Here is a 15013-nt window from a genome sequence, read left to right as displayed (position 1 = left end):
GTTCCTGCTCGTGTCACACGTCCTGGCGACGCCTTCGAGGCTGCCGCGCCCGAATCAGCAACCGATCAGCAGCCGGCCGGCAGCCGACCGCCGACCGGCCGGGTACCGGCCCGCACGCGTACCGTGGTGATCGCACACGCGGTGGCGGATCGGAGCGGACGGAAGACGGACATGGAAGCGGTCACGTTCGGTGTGCTCGGAGCCGTCACCGCCCGGCGCGGCCCCCACTCCCTCGCTCTCAAGGGCCCCCGGCACCGGGCCGTGCTCGCCCGGCTGATCCTGGCCCGGCGGCGGGTCGTCCCCGTCGCCCGCCTGGTCGAGGACCTGTGGGACGCCCCGCCGCCGCGGGCCGTCGGAGCGGTGCGCACCTTCGTCGGCGACCTGCGCCGCGCCCTGGAACCCGACCGCCCGCCGCGCGCCCCCGCCCGGCTGCTGGTCACCGAGGGGCCGGGCTACGCCCTGCGCGCGGCGCCGGACACCGTGGACGCGTGGCGCTTCGAGGCCGCCGTCGCCGAGGCGGACCGGCTGCCGGCCGCTCAGGCCCCCGAGCGGCTGCGGGCGGCGCTGGGGGAGTGGCGGGGACCCGCCTACGCCGAGTTCGGCGCGGCGGACTGGGCCCGCGGCGAACGCTCCCGGCTCACCGAGCTGCGGCTGCGCGCCGTCGAGCGGCGCGCGGAGCTGCTCGTGGAACTCGGGCGCGCCGCCGAGGCGGTCCCCGACCTGGACGCGCACCTCACCGAGCACCCCTGGCGCGAGGAGTCCTGGCGCCTGCTCGCGCTCGCCCTGTACCGGACCGGACGGCAGGCGGACGCCCTCGCCGTGCTGCGCCGGGCCCGCGCCCTGCTGGCCGGGCGGCTCGGCATCGACCCCGGCCCGCGGCTGCGCCGCCTGGAGGCCGGCATCCTCGCCCAGGACCCGGACCTGGACCCGCCCCGCGAACCGGCGGACGCGGCGGCCCGGCTGTGGGCCCGCGCGACCGAGGCGTACGACCGCACGGTCGCCGCCGGTTCCCGGGCCCGCCTGGAATCCACCGTCGGCCTGCTGCGGAGCCTCGCGGTCACCGGCGGCGGTGGCCTGGAGGCCGCCCGGGAGCACCGGATGACGGCCGTCCAGGCGGCGGAGGAGACGGGCGACGCGGAGCTGACGGCCCGGGTGATCGGCGCCTACGACGTCCCCGCCAACTGGACCCGCAGCGACGACCCCGCACTGGCGCGGCGCCTCGTCGACGCCGCCGAGCGCACCCTCGGCGCCCTGCCCGAGGACCCCACCACCGAGGCGGCACGCTGCCGTCTGCTGGCCACGGTCGCCCTGGAGTCGCGGGGCGTGCGCTCCCCGCGCGGGCCGCGGGCCGCCGCCGAGGCCGAGGGCATCGCCCGCCGCCTGGACGACCCCGCCCTGCTCGCGTTCGCCCTCAACGGCGTCTTCATGCAGTCCTGCACCCGCGCCGGACTGGCGCCGCGCCGGGACACCATCGGCGCCGAACTCGTCGCCCTCGGCGCCCGGCACGGCCTGGTCAACTACGAGGTGCTCGGCCAGCTGATCCGGCTCCAGGCCCGGTCGGCCGGCGCCGACTTCACCGCCGCCGACGCACACGCGAACGCCGTGGACCGCCTCGCCGAACGGCACGAACGGCCCCTCGTGGCCGTCTTCACCGCCTGGTACCTGGCCCTGCGCCGGGCCGCCACCGCCGGCCCGTCCGCCGGTTCCCACGACAGCGCCGAGGCCGCCTACCGGTCGGCCGCCGCCCGGCTCGACGGCGCGGGAATGCCCGGCCTGGAACGCGGACTCCTGCCACTCGCGCTGCTCGGCCTGCGGCTGTCCCACGGCCGGCCCGCGCAGGTGGACCCGGGTGCGGACTGGGGACCGTACCGGCCCTGGGCCGAGCCCTTCGCCCTGCTGGCCGAGGGCCGCCGCACCGAGGCCCGAAGCGCCCTGCGGGCCCTGACCGAACCGCCGCCCGACCTCCTCTACGAGGCGCTGTGCTGCGCCGAGGCCGCGCTCGCCCTCGCCCTCGCCGACCGTCCGGCGCTGCGGCGGACCCACGACAGGCTGCTGCCCGCGTCCGGTGAACTCGCGGGCGCGGGCAGCGGGCTGCTCACCTTCGGGCCGGTCGACGGCTGGCTGGACGCGATCCGCCGGGCCCTGGCGGCATGACGGCGCCGGCGCGACCCGGCGGGGCGGTGATCGTCACAGGCGTGCCGAGGCCAGCGGGATCGGCGTGAACGGCGCGGGCTCCTCGTCGGGGCTCAGCGCCGTGGGGCCGTACACCCAGTCCGTGAAACCGTAGTCGTAGGCGTCCCGTTCCCGCATGATCGCGTTGCGCCTCAGCCGCTCCTCAGCCGTACGTCGAGCGCGGGTCGGACGCCGCCGGGCAGCTCGTCCGGGAACTGGCCGCGCACTCCCGCTCCCAGGTCTCCCTGCTGCGCGCCGCCGCCCTGCCCCACCTGCACCGGGTCGTCGGCCTCCTGAACGAGACGGCGAACCTGACCATCCGCACCCGCGACACCGCCCGCTTCATCGCCAGTGAGGAGTGCACCCAGGCGCTGCGGGTCGGCTCCCGCGAGGGCATGGTCTTCCCCGCCCACCGCACCACGACCGGACTGCTGCTGCTCGCCGAGCTGACCGAGGACGAACGGGCCGACGTGTACGCCCCCGAGCGCCACCGCGACCGACCCGGCGACCTCCCGGACCTCGGCGCGCTGCGGGCCGAGCTGGAGTGGGTGGGCCGCAGCGGCTTCGCGGTGAACCAGGAGCGCTCCGAGCGCGGGCTGGTCGCGGTTGGCGTCCCCGTGCGCGACGAGGGCGGCCGGGCGGTGGCGGGCCTGTCGGTGTCGATGCCGAGCGTGCGCTACGACCCGCACCGCCTGCCGTCCCTGGTGGCGACGCTCAACGCGGCCGCACGGGCCCTGGAGGCGGACCTCGCGGCGGGCCCCGGGCCGGGGCGCTGACCGGGATTGCCCCGGCCCGCGCCGGGTACCCGCCGGGCCATGAAGTGGCAGCAGGTGCAGGAGGGCCCGTCCGCGGTGTACGTGGTGGTGCTCGACCGGGCGAGGACGCGGTCGCCGAGCTGACCGCCTTCGCCCGCGACCGGTCCCTGGGGGCCTCCCAGGTGACCGCCGTGGGCGCCTTCTCCCAGGCGGTCGTCGGCTGGTTCGACCGGCAGGCCAGGGACTACCGGCACATCCCGGTGCGGGAGCAGTGCGAGGTGCTGTCCCTCCTCGGGGACATCGCCGTCGCCGACGACGGACCCACCCCGCACCTGCACGCCGTACTGGGCCTGTCCGACGGCTCCACCCGCGGCGGCCACCTGCTGTCCGGCCGGGTCTGGCCGACCCTGGAGGTCGTCGTCCGGGACAGCCCGGCGGAGCTGGCCAAGACCCACCGTCCCGACCTCGGCCTGGCCCTGATCGACCCCGGCTGAGCCCGGCGCCGCGGAACGGTTTACCGGCCCCGGTACGGGCTACGCGGCCCGCAGGCAGTCCCGTACCGACACGTACCGACCCCGGGAGGCGCGAGATGACACGGCGCATCCGAGACGTGATGTCACCGGCCGCGGTGGCCGTCGAGCCCATGACGACGGTGGCCCGGGCGGCCCGGCTGATGCGCGAGGAGGACGTCGGCGACGTCCTGGTGACCTACGACTGCGACCTGTTCGGCGTCCTCACCGACCGCGACATCGTGCTGCGCGGCGTCGCCGACGGGCGGGACCCCGACGCCACCACGGTCGGCGCGGTGTGCACGCCCCCGCCGGTCGTCACCCTCGAACCCGACGACACCACCGACCGCGCGGCCGAGCTGATGGCCCGCCACGCCGTGCGCCGGCTCCCGGTCGTCGAGCACGGCGGTGTCCCGGTCGGCGTGGTCACCCTGGGCGACCTCGCCGCCACCGACGACCCGCACTCCGCGCTCGCGGACATCAGCCGGGCCGCACCCGGCCACTGACACAGGGCCGTCATGAGCGAGCCGGTCCACGCACGGAGCGCCCTGCGGCTGAGACTGCTGCTGTCGGCGGTCTTCCTGCCGCTGTTCCTCGCGGGGGCCGTGTTCTTCGGCGTGTGGGCCGCGGACACCGCCCCCGGCGACAGTCCCGGCCGGGGCATGCTCGTGGTCGTCGCCGTGGTGTGCGCGGCGCTCACCCTGCTGGCGGCCGCCGACCTGCTGGTGGTGGTCCGCCGGCTGAGAAGCGGACGCGGGCCCGGAAGCCCGTGATCCGGAAGGGGACGGAGGAAACGACATGGAGCCCACGGCACGCACACCGACGGCACGCACACCGACGGCACGCACACCGACGGCACGCACCCGGGAGGACCGCCGCGCCACCACCCGTACCGCGCGGCTGCGCACCCGGATCCCCGAACCCGACGAGGAACCCGACCTGCTCGGCCAGTACCTGACCCAGATCGGGGCCACCCCCCTGCTGACCGCCGAGGACGAGGTCCGCCTCGCCATCCGTATCGAGGCGGGAGTCCGGGCCAGGGAGCAACTGGAGGCGGCCGACACCGGCGAGCCCGCCCCCACACCCGGGCGGCGCCGCACGCTGGAGGAGACCGTCCACGACGGCCAGGAGGCCAAGGACCACATGGTGCGGGCCAACCTGCGGCTCGTGGTGTCGATGGCCAAGCGCCACGCCCACCGCGGACTGCCGCTCCTGGACGTCATCCAGGAAGGCAACCTCGGACTGATCCGGGCCGTGGAGAAGTTCGACCACACCAAGGGCTTCAAGTTCTCCACGTACGCCACCTGGTGGATCCGCCAGGCCATCGAACGGGGCCTGGCCACCCACGCCCGCACGGTACGGCTGCCGGTCCACGTCGTGGAGCAGCTCCAGAAGCTCGCCAAGGTGGAACGCAGGCTCCGCGCGGGCCTCGACCGGGAGCCGACCACCGAGGAGGTCGCCGCCGAGAGCGGCATCGACGCGGACAAGGTCGTCTGGCTGCGCAGGGTGGGCCGGGACGCGGTCAGCCTGGACACCCCCGTGGACGAGACCGGCGACACCGTCGTCGGCGACCTCATCCCCGACACCGAGGTGCTGCGCGCCCCGGAGGTCGCCGAGTTCCAGGCACTCGCGGCGGAGTTGCGGGAGGCCGTCGGCACCCTCGCGCCCCGCGAGTCCCTGATCCTCAGCCTGCGCTACGGGCTGCACGACGGCCGCCCCCGCACCCTGCAACAGGTCGCCCAGCACGTGGGCCTCACCCGCGAACGCGTCCGCCAGCTGGAGAAGGAGTCCCTCGCCCACCTGCGCGCCCCCGAGAACCGCGAACGCCTCCTCGACTGGGCGAGCTGACCCGGACCTGACCTAGTGCGGCTCCGTCCGCAGCCTCGCCCCCTGCCGGAGCAGTTCCCGCTGCACCAGCCGGTAGGGCAGACCGCGCGGCCCGCTGCCGTGCCGTACGGTCAGCGCCGCGCACACCCCGGCCGCGTGACCGGTGGCCATGGCGATGGGCATCACCCGGTACGAGGAGTGCGCCACGTGCGTCCCGGAGATGCAGCGGCCCGCCACCAGCAGCCGGTCGGTGTCCCGGGGCAGCAGACAGCGCAGCGGAATGTCGTAGAAACTGCCCCGCGGCACCCGCTTGAGGACGGTGCCGGAGCCGCGCGGGTTGTGGATGTCGACCGGATAGGCGCCGTGCGCGACCACGTCCGGGAAGGTGCGCGCCGCCAGGATGTCGTGACCGGTCAGCAGGTGGTCGCCGAGCACCCGCCGGCTCTCCCGCACGCCGATGTGCGTGCCGCTCTGCACCACGTACGACTCCTCGAAGCCCGGCACGCGGGTGCGCAGGAAGCGGTCGATCTGCGCCAGTTGGTGCCGGGCCGTGTACTCGGCGCGGGTGAGGTCCCAGACGCTGGTGCCCAGGACCCGGTTCACCCGCGTGCTGTTGACGGCGACCTCGTGCGGGTGCGGGGTCGCGAAGAAGAGGATGTCCTCGCGCGGCAGCCGCAGTTCGCCGTTCCTCCTGGCCTCCTCGATCAGGTCCCACAGTCCGTGCACACCCCGCCACTGGTCGGGGTGCTCGCGCACGTAGGCGGCGAAGTCCGGCCGGGCGAAGTCCGCGACGCGGAACATCAGCGTCATGGGCTGCACCAGCCCGTCCTCGGGCCGCCCGATCTCGTACGGCGCCCCGCAGGCCGCCGCCACGTCGCCGTCGCCCGTGCCGTCCACCACCACCCCGGCGTCGATCACCACCGGCCCCGACTTCGTCTCGAACACCACCCGCCGGCCCGAGCCGTCCTCCAGCGGGAGCGCGCCGGAGGCGAAGGAGTGGAACAGCATCCGCACCCCCGACTCGTCCGCCATCTCCAGCAGACAGAACTTGAACAGCTCCGGGTCGAAGGGGACCGTGTACCCGGTCTTCGGGGAGGGCGGCAGACAGCCGCCGCGGCCCGTCAGCCGGTCGAGCAACTGCCACAGCACGCCCGCGACCACCGGCTCGCCCTCGCCGTGGTCGGTGGGCAGCAGCCGCGAGGTGTCCCCGGCCTCGGTGAACGCGGCCTGCTCGTGCTCGTTGTGGAACGACATCAGCGGCATCACCAGCGCCGCGGTCGCGTTGCCGCCGAGGAAGCCGTACCGCTCCACCAGCACGGTGTCGGCCCCGGCGTCGGCCGCGCCGACCGCGGCCGCGAAGCCGGCGGGGCCGCCGCCCACCACCAGGACGTCGCAGCGGCCCCCGAGCCGGGCCGGGCGGGGCGGCAGGGTGACGGTGCGGGACTCGTGGGGCTCTTCCAGGATCGGCATCGCTCACCCTCCGGTCAGGCGTTCAGCGGCCGCGGCTCGGCGCGGTACGGGCCCGCACCCGCCGCGGGGGCGCCGCCCGGCCCGCGTGCGGCACCGATCTCGTCGAGCAGGGCCCCGCACCGCTCGCCGGTCTCCCGCGCCGACGCGGACAGTTCGCCCATCCGGCCCCGCAGGTCCTCCCGGCGCCGCGGATACTCGTCCCACAACCGGTCCACCTCCGCCAGCAGCAGCCCGGCCTGCTCCCGCGCCACCCCCACCAGCGCCGGGGCGCCCAGCCGGCGCGCGAAGTCGAAGACCTTGCCGGAGTACGGCAGCGGCAGCACCGGTACGCCGGTGAGCGCGGCGAAGATCACGAAGTGCAGGCGCATGCCCACGGCCACGTCGAGATGCCGCATGAAGCCGAGGACCTGCCCCGGGCTGTAGTCGCCGTGCAGGATGCGGCCCTGGTCGGGGGCGGTCATGTGGGACAGCACGGCGTGCGCGTGCCGTACGTCGTGCCGCTCCATCGGCAGGAACACCACGCGCGCGTCCAGCCGGCGGACCAGGAAGTCCGCGACGTCGGCGAGCAGCGCGTGGTAGTCGCCCTCGTCGAGCTTCTCGGCGGCCCGCCCCGGTTCGCGCACCGACATCCCCACCAGCCGGGTGCCGGGCGGGATGCCCTCGTCGCGCATCATCGCCTCGGTGAACGGCTCCGGAGCCAGCAGGAGCGCCGGGTCGGCGGTCACCGCGACCTCCCGCTCCAGGCCGACCTCCTCCAGCACCAGCCGCGACTCCTCGTCCCGTACGACGACGTCGTCCATCTCCGCCAGCACCGTGCGCACCGCGTCCCGGTCCTCGGGGTCCGTGAGCGGCCCGGCGCCGACGGCGTAGGCGAACGTGGGCACGTGCCGGGTCTGCGCGGCCCGCACCAGCCGCAGATAGCGCCGCGCCTCGCCGTCGTAGAGGATGCCGCCGCCACCCAGTACCAGCAGGTCCAGGCCGGGCAGCACATCGAGGACGTGGTTGCGGCTCACCCCCTCCCAGGGCACCACCTCGTCGGCGTCGGGGTGATGGGCGCGGGTGTGCTCCGCGTTCCGGCTCAGCACGACGAGGTGCGCGTGGGGCCGCCGGACGCGCAGGCAGCCCAGCACGCAGGTCAGGATCGCCTCGTCGCCGGTGTTGAAGCCGCCGTAGGAACCCAGCACGCCGATGCGCGGGCCCCGGCGGTCGGGGTGGGGAGGCGAGGGCCGAAGGGGCATCGGGGGCTCCCGTCACGTCGGAATCGGCCGGCGCGCGCCGGTTTCGGCGCGTGGAGCCGCGCACCGTGCCGGGTTGCCTGCGCCGCATCCCGGAAACACCCTGATCAAGGACCGTCCGTACGCGACCCGTACCGCACGAGGAGCACCGGTGAACGTCACCCTCAGCGTCTGGCTGCTGACCGTCGCGGGCCTGTGCGTCCTCGTCGCCGCCGACTTCTTCATCGGGCGCAAGCCGCACGACGTGTCCCTGCGGGAGGCCGGGATCTGGACGGCCGTCTGGGTGGTCCTGGCCTGCCTGTTCGGCGTGGGGCTGCTCGTGTACGGGGGCGGCGGGCCGGGCGGGGAGTTCTTCGCCGGGTACCTCACCGAGAAGTCGCTGAGCGTCGACAACCTCTTCGTCTTCGTCCTGATCATGGCGAAGTTCGCGGTGCCCTCGCAGTACCAGCAGCGGGTGCTGATGGTCGGCGTCCTGGTGGCGCTGGTGCTGCGGGCCGCCTTCATCGCGGCCGGCGCGGCGATCATCTCCGCCTTCTCCTGGGTCTTCTACATCTTCGGCGCCTTCCTGATCTGGACCGCCTGGAAGCTCATCCAGGACGCCCGCAAGGACGAGCACGAGCAGGAGTACGAGGAGAACAAGCTGCTGAAGTCGATCGAGCGCCGCTTCGGCGTCGCCGACCGCTACCACGGCACCCGGCTGTGGGTGGAGGAGAACGGCAGGCGGGTCATGACCCCGATGCTGGTCGTGATGCTCGCCATCGGATTCACCGACATCCTCTTCGCCCTGGACTCCATCCCCGCCATCTACGGGCTGACCCAGGACCCGTACATCGTGTTCACGGCCAACGCGTTCGCCCTGATGGGCCTCAGGCAGCTGTACTTCCTCATCGGAGGCCTGCTGAAGAAGCTGGTGCACCTCTCCTACGGTCTGTCGGTCATCCTCGGCTTCATCGGCGTCAAGCTGGTGCTGCACGCCCTGCACGAGTCCGGCGTCCACGTGCCCGAGATCGGCATCCCCTTCTCGCTCGGGTTCATCGTGCTGGTCCTCGCGGTCACCACGGCGACCAGCCTGTGGGCCACACGGCGGCAGGAGCGGGCATGACGGTGGCCACCGGCGCGGGCTACTCCACCAGCTCCTGGGTGCCCAGGACCGTGAGCAGGGCGAGCCGCTCCGCGTCGGCGGTGTCCGGTTCGGCCGTGTAGACCATGATCCGCAGATCGCTGCCCGCCACACCGAGCACGTCGCAGTCCAGCACGAGCGGCCCCACCCGCGGATGGTCGATGGTCTTGCGCGAGGCCTCGTGCCGGCCGACCGCGTCCGCCCGCCACAGCTCGGCGAACCGCTCGCTGCGGGCGCGCAGCTCCGCGACCAGCCGGCCGAGCCGCCGGTCGGCCGGATAGCGGGCGGCGGTGGCCCGCAGGTCCGCGACGAGCGCCGACTCCAAGGACCGGCGTTCGCCCGGCGTGTACCGGGCCCGGCTGCCCGGCCCGACGAAGTTGCGCCACACGCCGTTGCGCTCCGGGCCGTGCCACTCGGACGGATCACCCATGAGCGCCGCGTAGGGCGGGTTGGCCAGCAACAGCGTCCACATCGCGTCGTACACGGCCACCGGGGTGCCGGCCAGCCGGTCGAGGAGCCGGTGGACGCTCGGCGGGACGTACGCGGGAACGGTCCCGGGGCCCGGCGGCGCCAGCCCGGCGAGCCGGAACAGATGCGCGCGCTCCTCGGCCGGCAGCCGCAGTGCCCGTACGAGCGCCTCGACGACCTGGGCCGACGGGTTGGCCGCCCGGCCCTGTTCGAGGCGGGTGACGTAGTCGACGGAGATGCCGGCCAGCAGGGCCAGCTCCTCGCGCCGCAGCCCCGCCGCCCGCCGGTGCCCGCCCGCCGGCAGCCCCGCCGCCTCGGGGGAGACCCGGTCCCTGCGCAGCCGCAGCGCCCGCCCGAACTCCGTAGCCGTCATGCCCCCAGTGAACACCGCGGACGTCCGGTCTTCCTGGTACCCGTGGTCCCAGGAAGACCGGACGCCTGGCTGCCCGCCCCGGCGCGCCGCAGGCTTTCCCCATGACGACCACACTGATCACCGGAGCCAACAAGGGCCTCGGCTTCGAGACGGCCCGCCGCCTGCTCGCCGCCGGCCACACCGTCTACGCCGCCGCCCGCGACCCCGAGCGCGGCCGCCGCGCCGCCGAGGAACTGGGCGCGCGGCCCCTCGTCCTCGACGTCACCGACGACGCCTCCGTCGCCGCCGCCGTGCGGACCGTGACGGCCGGCGGCGGCCTGGACGTACTGGTCAACAACGCCGGCATCGAGCAGCGCGGCGAGCACAACTCCGTGACCGGGGCCGAGGGCACGACCGCGGACCTGCTGCGCACCGTCTTCGAGACCAACGTCTTCGGTGTGGTGCGGGTGACCCACGCGTTCCTGCCGCTGCTGCGCCGCTCCGCCGCGCCCGTCGTGGTCAACGTGAGCAGCGGCCTGGCCTCCCTGACGGGGCTCACCTCACCGCAGAGCCCGGGGTACGGCTATCCGGGCCTCGCCTACCCGGCGTCCAAGACCGCGGTCAACGCGCTGACCGTGCAGTACGCGAAGGCGTTCCCCGGGATGCGGATCAACGCGGTCGAGCCCGGCTTCACCGCGACCGACCTGAACGGCAACACCGGCACGCAGACCGTGGCCCAGGGCGCCGAGGTGATCGTCCGGATGGCCCGGCTGGGCCCGGACGGACCCACCGGGGGCTACTTCGACGCGGCGGGCCCGCTGGCCTGGTAGCGCCCCAAGTCGCCCAAGTCGCTCAGCAGCCGGCGGGTGTGGGCCTGCCGCGCGAGACCACGCGGCTGCCGTGGCCGTCGACGACACGGGCCTGGAGCGAACCGCAGGCGCACCGGGTCCACAGGGTGCCGCCCGCCGCGGTGGTGTGCGCGGACAGCACCTGGAAGGGCTCGGCGCCGTCGGGCCACCCGCAGTGCGGGCAGACGAGACCGGTCGTGCTGGGCATGGCGACTCCTCGTGCGTCAGTGGTACGTCGGGATGCCGGTGTGGGTTTCTGGTCCCACCGTGGCGCCACTGACAGGGTGCGGCCACGGATCCGTTCACGTCCAGGTTGACTTTACGGACTCCACCGTGAAGCGTGCACTTCATGATTGATCTGCGCAGGCTGCACGTGCTTCGGGCCGTCTCCCACTACGGCACCGTCACCGCGGCGGCCCGCGCCCTGCATTTCACCACCTCGGCCGCCTCCCAGCAGATCCGGCAGCTCGCCCGGGACCTGGGCGTCGACCTGCTGGAGCCGCAGGGGCGCGGGGTGCGGCTCACCGCCGCCGCGGAGAGCCTGCTGGAACACGCCGACGCGATCGAGGCCCGCTGGGACGAGGCGGAACAGGATCTGCGGGCCGGGGAGGGGGCCCCGGCCGGACCGCTGCGGGTGACGGGGTTCCCGGTGGCCGTCGCCGTCCTGCTGGCCCCGATGGCGGCCCGGCTGCGCGAGCGGCACCCCCGGCTGTCGGTGCGGATCCGGGAGGTCGAGGTGGCGGAGAGCTTCGACCTGCTCTTCGAGGGGGAGAGCGATCTGGCGGTGGTGGAGGCGACTCCGGTCAGCCCGCCCTCGGCCGACCCGCGCTTCGAGCAGCGGCCGCTCCTGGACGAGCCGTTCGACCTGGTCGTCCCCGTGGACCATCCGCTGGCCGGACGGGCGCAGGCCGACCTCGCCGACGTGGCCCACGAGGCCTGGATCGCGCCGCTGCCGCAGAGTCCCTGCCGGACGCACATGGTGGCGGCCTGCGGAGCCGCCGGGTTCACCCCCGACGTGGTCCATCTCGCGGTGGACTGGAACGTCACGGCCCACCTGGTCGCGCACGGGCTCGGCGTGGCGCTGGTGCCCCGGCTCGCCCGGCTCACCCCCGAGCTGCGGATCGTCCGCGTGCCCTGCGCCGGCCGGCCGCACCGCAAACTGCTGACCTGCACACGCAGCGGTGGGCACCGTCGCGCGGCGGTCGCGGCGGCGCTGGAGGAACTGCGCACGCTGGCCGCCGCGGCGGTGGACTGACACACGGCGGGACCGGAGCTCGGCCGAGCTCCGGTCCCGTACGACGTGCTCTCGCGCCGGTCAGGCGGCGATGGCCTCGTCCGCGTGGCCGTGCAGCCGGGCCACGACCTCGGTCAGCTGGGCGGCCACCTCGGCGTCGTCGGCCGGGTGGGTCTCGGCGAAGCGGGTCACCGAGCCGGGGATGGACAGCTTGATGTCCTCGATCACCTTGCCGCCGGCGATGCCCACGGCCTTGCGGGCCTCGTCCTGCGCCCACACGCCGCCGTACTGGCCGAAGGCGGTGCCGACCACGGCGACCGGCTTGCCGGTGAAGGCGCCGGCGCCGTACGGGCGGGACAGCCAGTCGATGGCGTTCTTCAGGACGGCCGGGATGGTGCCGTTGTACTCGGGCGAGAAGAGCAGGAAGGCCTGCGCGCCCTGGGCGGCCTCGCGCAGCTTCGCGGCGGCGGCCGGGACGCTGCCCTCGACGTCGATGTCCTCGTTGTAGAAGGGGATCTCGGCGAGCCCCTCGAACAGCTGCACCTCGGCGCCCTCCGGGGCGAACCTGACGGCCGCCTCGGCGAGCTGACGGTTGTGCGAACCGGCGCGAAGGCTGCCGACGAGCGCAAGGATGCGGACAGACATGAGTACTCCCACTGCTGGAACACGTGTCGGCAGGCGTGCCGAAACACTGCGGTAACAATCCGGACCGGGGTCCGTTTAATTTCTAACATCTCAAACGGACCGCGGTCCAGTTCTCTTCCCGATGCTTTACGCTGGCTTCATGTCCGCCGCCCCGCCGCCCTTCCCGCAGCCCCAGGAGAACGCCGGTCCGCCCGAGCTGCTGCAACTCGGCACCGGGATCGACGAGGACGAGCCGTGCCTGCGCGCCGACGCCGCGCGCAACCGCGCCCGGCTCCTGGAGGCCGCCGAGCGGCTGGTGGCCGAGCACGGCGCGGGCGCCCTCACCATGGAGGCGGTGGCCGCCGCGGCCTGCGTGGGCAAGGGCACGGTCTTCCGCCGCTTCGGCGACCGCACCGGGCTCCTCGCGGCACTGCTCGACCACTCGGAGCGCAAGTTCCAGGCCGCGCTCCTGAGCGGTCCGCCGCCCCTGGGCCCGGGCGCACCCCCGGTCGAGCGGCTGCGGGCCTTCGGCTGCGCGCTGCTGCGCCGCTCCATCGACGAACTGGACCTCCTCCTGGCCGGGGAACCCAGCGCCGAACGCCGCCACACCTTCCCGCCGCGCCGTTTCCTGCGCCACCACGTGGCCCTGCTGCTGCGCGAGGCCGTGCCGGACGCCGACAGCGAACTGCTCTCGCACACCCTCATGGCCTACCTCGACGCCGCCCTGATCCACCACCTCACCCAGCAGTGCGGGCTGCCCGCCGAACGCGTGCGGGAGGGCTGGCTCGACCTGGTCGCGCGGGTCACCCGCACCGACACCCCGGCCCCCGGGGCCGTGCCCCCGGCCGTCGCGCCGTCGGCCTGAACTCCGTACGCCGCGGACGGCGTTGCCCCGCCCGACGCCTCCCGCCCGGCTTCTGCCAGGATGCCGTACGTCATGGTGCAGATACCGAATCCACCGCCCTGCGACCCCTCCGCACCGCGCTCCGTGCCGACGAGCGCCGATGTGGCCCGCCTGGCCGGTGTGTCGCGCGCGACCGTCTCCTACGTCCTCAACAACACCGGCACCGTACGGATCAGCGAACCCACCCGCCGCCGCGTCCGCGAGGCCGCCCGGGAACTCGGCTACGTCCCGCACGCCGCGGCCCGCTCACTGCGCGCCGGGCACAGCCGGATGGTCCTGATGCCGGCGCCGTCCTTCCCCGCCGGCCCGCTCTACAGCCGGTTCCTCAGCGAACTCCAGTGGGCGCTCGGCCGCCTCGACTACACCGTCGTGCAGTACGGCACCGTCGGCCTGCGCGGCGACGAGGCCGCCCGCGCCTGGGCCGAACTCCGCCCGGTCGCCGTCCTCGCACCCGGTTCCGACCTCGGCCCGCAGGGCGTGGAGGTCCTCAAACGCTCCGGCGCCCGGGCGGTCGTCACCCTCGGCCCCGAGGCCGTCGACGGAGCGCACGCGCTGCTCACGGACCAGGCGGGCGTCGGCCGCGGCGCGACCCGCCACCTGTACGACCGCGGACGCCGCAGAATCGGCGTCGTCGTGCCCGCCGAAGGCGGCCTGGACGTCTTCTCGGCGCCACGCCTCGTGGGCGCCCGCGAGGCCGTGTCCGGCACCGACGCCACCGTCACCGAGCTGCCCCTCGCCTACGACGAGGAGGACGCCGCCCGCCTCGCGGCGCGCTGGCGCCCCCTGGGGCTCGACGCGGTGTTCGCGTACAACGACGAGTACGCGATGCTGCTGATGCGGGCCCTCCAGGACGAGGGCCTCGACATCCCCGGCCACGCCGCCGTGATCGGCGCCGACGACCTGATGCTGGGCAGGCTGCTGCGGCCCCGGCTGAGCACCGTCCACCTGGAACTGCCCGCCGGCCGCGACCTGGCCGCACTCGTCGACCGGGCGGTGCACGACCCCGGCGCCGCGCCCGAACGCCACAAGGTGCTGGGCGCGACGGTGGTGCACCGGGAGTCGAGCTGACCGGCGGCCGAACCGCCCGCTACTGGCCTTCCTGGCCGTTCTGCCCGGCCTGCGCCTGCTGCTCGGCGACCGCCTTGCGGACCTCGTCCATGTCCAGCTTCCGGGCCTGGCCGATCACGTCGGTCAGGGCCGCCTCCGGCAGCGCGCCCGGCTGCGCGAACACGGCCACCTGCTCCCGCACGATCATCAGCGTCGGGATCGAACTGATGCCGAAGGCCTGCGCCAGCTCGGGCTGCGCCTCGGTGTCCACCTTGCCGAACACCAGGTCCGGGTTGGCCTCCGCCGCCTTCTCGTAGACCGGCCCGAACTGCTTGCACGGACCGCACCACTCCGCCCAGAAGTCGATCAACACGAACTCGTTGTCCGTGACCGTCTGGTCGAAGTTCTCCTTGGTGAGTTCCACGGTGCTGGTCATGAGGTGATCCCT

At 74.5% G+C, this 15013-nt stretch carries 19 protein-coding genes; 11 read left to right on the top strand and 8 right to left on the bottom strand.

Going from position 1 to position 15013, the window contains the following annotated elements; translation table 11 throughout:
- Positions 1-171: 171 nt before the first annotated feature.
- Positions 172-2154, top strand: coding sequence for a BTAD domain-containing putative transcriptional regulator (locus ACFV9J_RS05685; RefSeq protein ID WP_385350312.1), 1983 nt, complete (start codon positions 172-174; stop codon positions 2152-2154).
- 33 nt (positions 2155-2187) lie between these two features.
- Here ACFV9J_RS05685 and ACFV9J_RS05680 read toward each other — a convergent pair whose 3' ends face one another.
- Both ACFV9J_RS05680 and ACFV9J_RS05675 read right to left on the bottom strand, forming a co-directional pair.
- Positions 2188-2310 (bottom strand): hypothetical protein, encoded by a 123-nt coding sequence (locus ACFV9J_RS05680; protein WP_385350309.1) that lies wholly within the window; start codon positions 2308-2310, stop codon positions 2188-2190.
- 14 nt (positions 2311-2324) lie between these two features.
- The gene (locus tag ACFV9J_RS05675) at positions 2325-2450 is read right to left on the bottom strand and encodes a hypothetical protein (RefSeq protein WP_385350306.1); all 126 of its coding nucleotides are present in this window, start codon (positions 2448-2450) and stop codon (positions 2325-2327) included.
- A 117-nt stretch (positions 2451-2567) separates the two neighbouring features.
- Here ACFV9J_RS05675 and ACFV9J_RS05670 point away from each other — a divergent pair, with 117 nt between their 5' ends.
- From ACFV9J_RS05670 to ACFV9J_RS05650, 5 genes are all read left to right on the top strand, one after another.
- Positions 2568-2948: an IclR family transcriptional regulator C-terminal domain-containing protein gene (locus tag ACFV9J_RS05670; protein WP_385350303.1), complete on the top strand. Its 381-nt coding sequence runs from the start codon at positions 2568-2570 to the stop codon at positions 2946-2948.
- A gap of 44 nt (positions 2949-2992) precedes the next feature.
- Positions 2993-3421, top strand: a complete 429-nt coding sequence (locus tag ACFV9J_RS05665; protein WP_385350300.1) for a PPC domain-containing DNA-binding protein — start codon at positions 2993-2995, stop codon at positions 3419-3421.
- 95 nt (positions 3422-3516) lie between these two features.
- Positions 3517-3942, top strand: a complete 426-nt coding sequence (locus ACFV9J_RS05660; RefSeq protein WP_385350298.1) for a CBS domain-containing protein — start codon at positions 3517-3519, stop codon at positions 3940-3942.
- A gap of 12 nt (positions 3943-3954) precedes the next feature.
- Positions 3955-4209, top strand: a complete 255-nt coding sequence (locus ACFV9J_RS05655; RefSeq protein WP_385350295.1) for a DUF6343 family protein — start codon at positions 3955-3957, stop codon at positions 4207-4209.
- 25 nt (positions 4210-4234) lie between these two features.
- Positions 4235-5284, top strand: coding sequence for an RNA polymerase sigma factor RpoD/SigA (locus ACFV9J_RS05650; protein WP_385350293.1), 1050 nt, complete (start codon positions 4235-4237; stop codon positions 5282-5284).
- A gap of 12 nt (positions 5285-5296) precedes the next feature.
- On the opposite strand, the gene ACFV9J_RS05645 is transcribed toward ACFV9J_RS05650, so the two are convergent.
- Positions 5297-6733 carry an FAD-dependent oxidoreductase gene (locus tag ACFV9J_RS05645; RefSeq protein ID WP_385350290.1) on the bottom strand — a complete coding sequence of 479 codons (1437 nt, stop codon included), beginning with the start codon at positions 6731-6733 and terminating at the stop codon, positions 5297-5299.
- A 14-nt stretch (positions 6734-6747) separates the two neighbouring features.
- Positions 6748-7971: a polysaccharide pyruvyl transferase family protein gene (locus ACFV9J_RS05640; protein ID WP_385350287.1), complete on the bottom strand. Its 1224-nt coding sequence runs from the start codon at positions 7969-7971 to the stop codon at positions 6748-6750.
- A gap of 148 nt (positions 7972-8119) precedes the next feature.
- Here ACFV9J_RS05640 and ACFV9J_RS05635 point away from each other — a divergent pair, with 148 nt between their 5' ends.
- On the top strand, positions 8120-9070 hold the full coding sequence (locus ACFV9J_RS05635) for a TerC family protein (protein WP_385350284.1): 951 nt from the start codon (positions 8120-8122) through the stop codon (positions 9068-9070).
- A 19-nt stretch (positions 9071-9089) separates the two neighbouring features.
- On the opposite strand, the gene ACFV9J_RS05630 is transcribed toward ACFV9J_RS05635, so the two are convergent.
- Entirely contained in the window at positions 9090-9929 is an 840-nt protein-coding gene (locus ACFV9J_RS05630) for a helix-turn-helix transcriptional regulator (RefSeq protein ID WP_385350281.1), read from the bottom strand.
- Positions 9930-10030: 101 nt separating this feature from the next.
- On the opposite strand from ACFV9J_RS05630, the gene ACFV9J_RS05625 reads away from it, so the two are divergent.
- Positions 10031-10738 (top strand): SDR family NAD(P)-dependent oxidoreductase, encoded by a 708-nt coding sequence (locus tag ACFV9J_RS05625; RefSeq protein ID WP_385350278.1) that lies wholly within the window; start codon positions 10031-10033, stop codon positions 10736-10738.
- A gap of 22 nt (positions 10739-10760) precedes the next feature.
- Here ACFV9J_RS05625 and ACFV9J_RS05620 read toward each other — a convergent pair whose 3' ends face one another.
- Complete coding sequence (locus ACFV9J_RS05620) at positions 10761-10964, bottom strand: hypothetical protein (protein WP_385350275.1); 204 nt, start codon at positions 10962-10964, stop codon at positions 10761-10763.
- A gap of 141 nt (positions 10965-11105) precedes the next feature.
- Between ACFV9J_RS05620 and ACFV9J_RS05615 the strand changes: the two genes are divergently transcribed.
- Positions 11106-12011: a LysR family transcriptional regulator gene (locus tag ACFV9J_RS05615; protein WP_385350272.1), complete on the top strand. Its 906-nt coding sequence runs from the start codon at positions 11106-11108 to the stop codon at positions 12009-12011.
- A 60-nt stretch (positions 12012-12071) separates the two neighbouring features.
- Here ACFV9J_RS05615 and ACFV9J_RS05610 read toward each other — a convergent pair whose 3' ends face one another.
- The gene (locus ACFV9J_RS05610; protein WP_003977971.1) at positions 12072-12635 is read right to left on the bottom strand and encodes an NAD(P)H-dependent oxidoreductase; all 564 of its coding nucleotides are present in this window, start codon (positions 12633-12635) and stop codon (positions 12072-12074) included.
- Positions 12636-12774: 139 nt separating this feature from the next.
- Here ACFV9J_RS05610 and ACFV9J_RS05605 point away from each other — a divergent pair, with 139 nt between their 5' ends.
- Positions 12775-13479 (top strand): TetR/AcrR family transcriptional regulator, encoded by a 705-nt coding sequence (locus tag ACFV9J_RS05605; RefSeq protein ID WP_385350269.1) that lies wholly within the window; start codon positions 12775-12777, stop codon positions 13477-13479.
- 72 nt (positions 13480-13551) lie between these two features.
- A complete protein-coding gene (locus tag ACFV9J_RS05600) occupies positions 13552-14586 on the top strand; it encodes a LacI family DNA-binding transcriptional regulator (RefSeq protein WP_385350266.1) in 1035 nt (344 codons plus the stop codon).
- Positions 14587-14605: 19 nt separating this feature from the next.
- Here ACFV9J_RS05600 and trxA read toward each other — a convergent pair whose 3' ends face one another.
- On the bottom strand, positions 14606-15001 hold the full coding sequence (gene trxA, locus ACFV9J_RS05595) for a thioredoxin (RefSeq protein ID WP_121713859.1): 396 nt from the start codon (positions 14999-15001) through the stop codon (positions 14606-14608).
- Positions 15002-15013: the final 12 nt, after the last annotated feature.

It is taken from the genome of Streptomyces sp. NPDC059906, from assembly GCF_042730645.1.
Classification (GTDB): Bacteria; Actinomycetota; Actinomycetes; order Streptomycetales; family Streptomycetaceae; genus Streptomyces; species Streptomyces rubrogriseus.
The sequence above is the reverse complement of the archived record's forward strand: the minus strand, read 5'-3'. Positions and strand labels throughout refer to the sequence as shown.

What these genes read in the sequence shown, in the direction of transcription:
- ACFV9J_RS05685 (WP_385350312.1), top strand. Translation starts at nt 172, where the DNA reads ATGGAAGCGGTCACGTTCGGTGTGCTCGGAGCCGTCACCGCCCGGCGC.
- ACFV9J_RS05680 (WP_385350309.1), bottom strand. Translation starts at nt 2,310, where the DNA reads ATGCGGGAACGGGACGCCTACGACTACGGTTTCACGGACTGGGTGTAC.
- ACFV9J_RS05670 (WP_385350303.1), top strand. Translation starts at nt 2,568, where the DNA reads ATGGTCTTCCCCGCCCACCGCACCACGACCGGACTGCTGCTGCTCGCC.
- ACFV9J_RS05660 (WP_385350298.1), top strand. Translation starts at nt 3,517, where the DNA reads ATGACACGGCGCATCCGAGACGTGATGTCACCGGCCGCGGTGGCCGTC.
- ACFV9J_RS05655 (WP_385350295.1), top strand. Translation starts at nt 3,955, where the DNA reads ATGAGCGAGCCGGTCCACGCACGGAGCGCCCTGCGGCTGAGACTGCTG.
- ACFV9J_RS05650 (WP_385350293.1), top strand. Translation starts at nt 4,235, where the DNA reads ATGGAGCCCACGGCACGCACACCGACGGCACGCACACCGACGGCACGC.
- ACFV9J_RS05645 (WP_385350290.1), bottom strand. Translation starts at nt 6,733, where the DNA reads ATGCCGATCCTGGAAGAGCCCCACGAGTCCCGCACCGTCACCCTGCCG.
- ACFV9J_RS05640 (WP_385350287.1), bottom strand. Translation starts at nt 7,971, where the DNA reads ATGCCCCTTCGGCCCTCGCCTCCCCACCCCGACCGCCGGGGCCCGCGC.
- ACFV9J_RS05630 (WP_385350281.1), bottom strand. Translation starts at nt 9,929, where the DNA reads ATGACGGCTACGGAGTTCGGGCGGGCGCTGCGGCTGCGCAGGGACCGG.
- ACFV9J_RS05625 (WP_385350278.1), top strand. Translation starts at nt 10,031, where the DNA reads ATGACGACCACACTGATCACCGGAGCCAACAAGGGCCTCGGCTTCGAG.
- ACFV9J_RS05620 (WP_385350275.1), bottom strand. Translation starts at nt 10,964, where the DNA reads ATGCCCAGCACGACCGGTCTCGTCTGCCCGCACTGCGGGTGGCCCGAC.
- ACFV9J_RS05615 (WP_385350272.1), top strand. Translation starts at nt 11,106, where the DNA reads ATGATTGATCTGCGCAGGCTGCACGTGCTTCGGGCCGTCTCCCACTAC.
- ACFV9J_RS05610 (WP_003977971.1), bottom strand. Translation starts at nt 12,635, where the DNA reads ATGTCTGTCCGCATCCTTGCGCTCGTCGGCAGCCTTCGCGCCGGTTCG.
- ACFV9J_RS05605 (WP_385350269.1), top strand. Translation starts at nt 12,775, where the DNA reads ATGTCCGCCGCCCCGCCGCCCTTCCCGCAGCCCCAGGAGAACGCCGGT.
- ACFV9J_RS05600 (WP_385350266.1), top strand. Translation starts at nt 13,552, where the DNA reads ATGGTGCAGATACCGAATCCACCGCCCTGCGACCCCTCCGCACCGCGC.
- trxA (WP_121713859.1), bottom strand. Translation starts at nt 15,001, where the DNA reads ATGACCAGCACCGTGGAACTCACCAAGGAGAACTTCGACCAGACGGTC.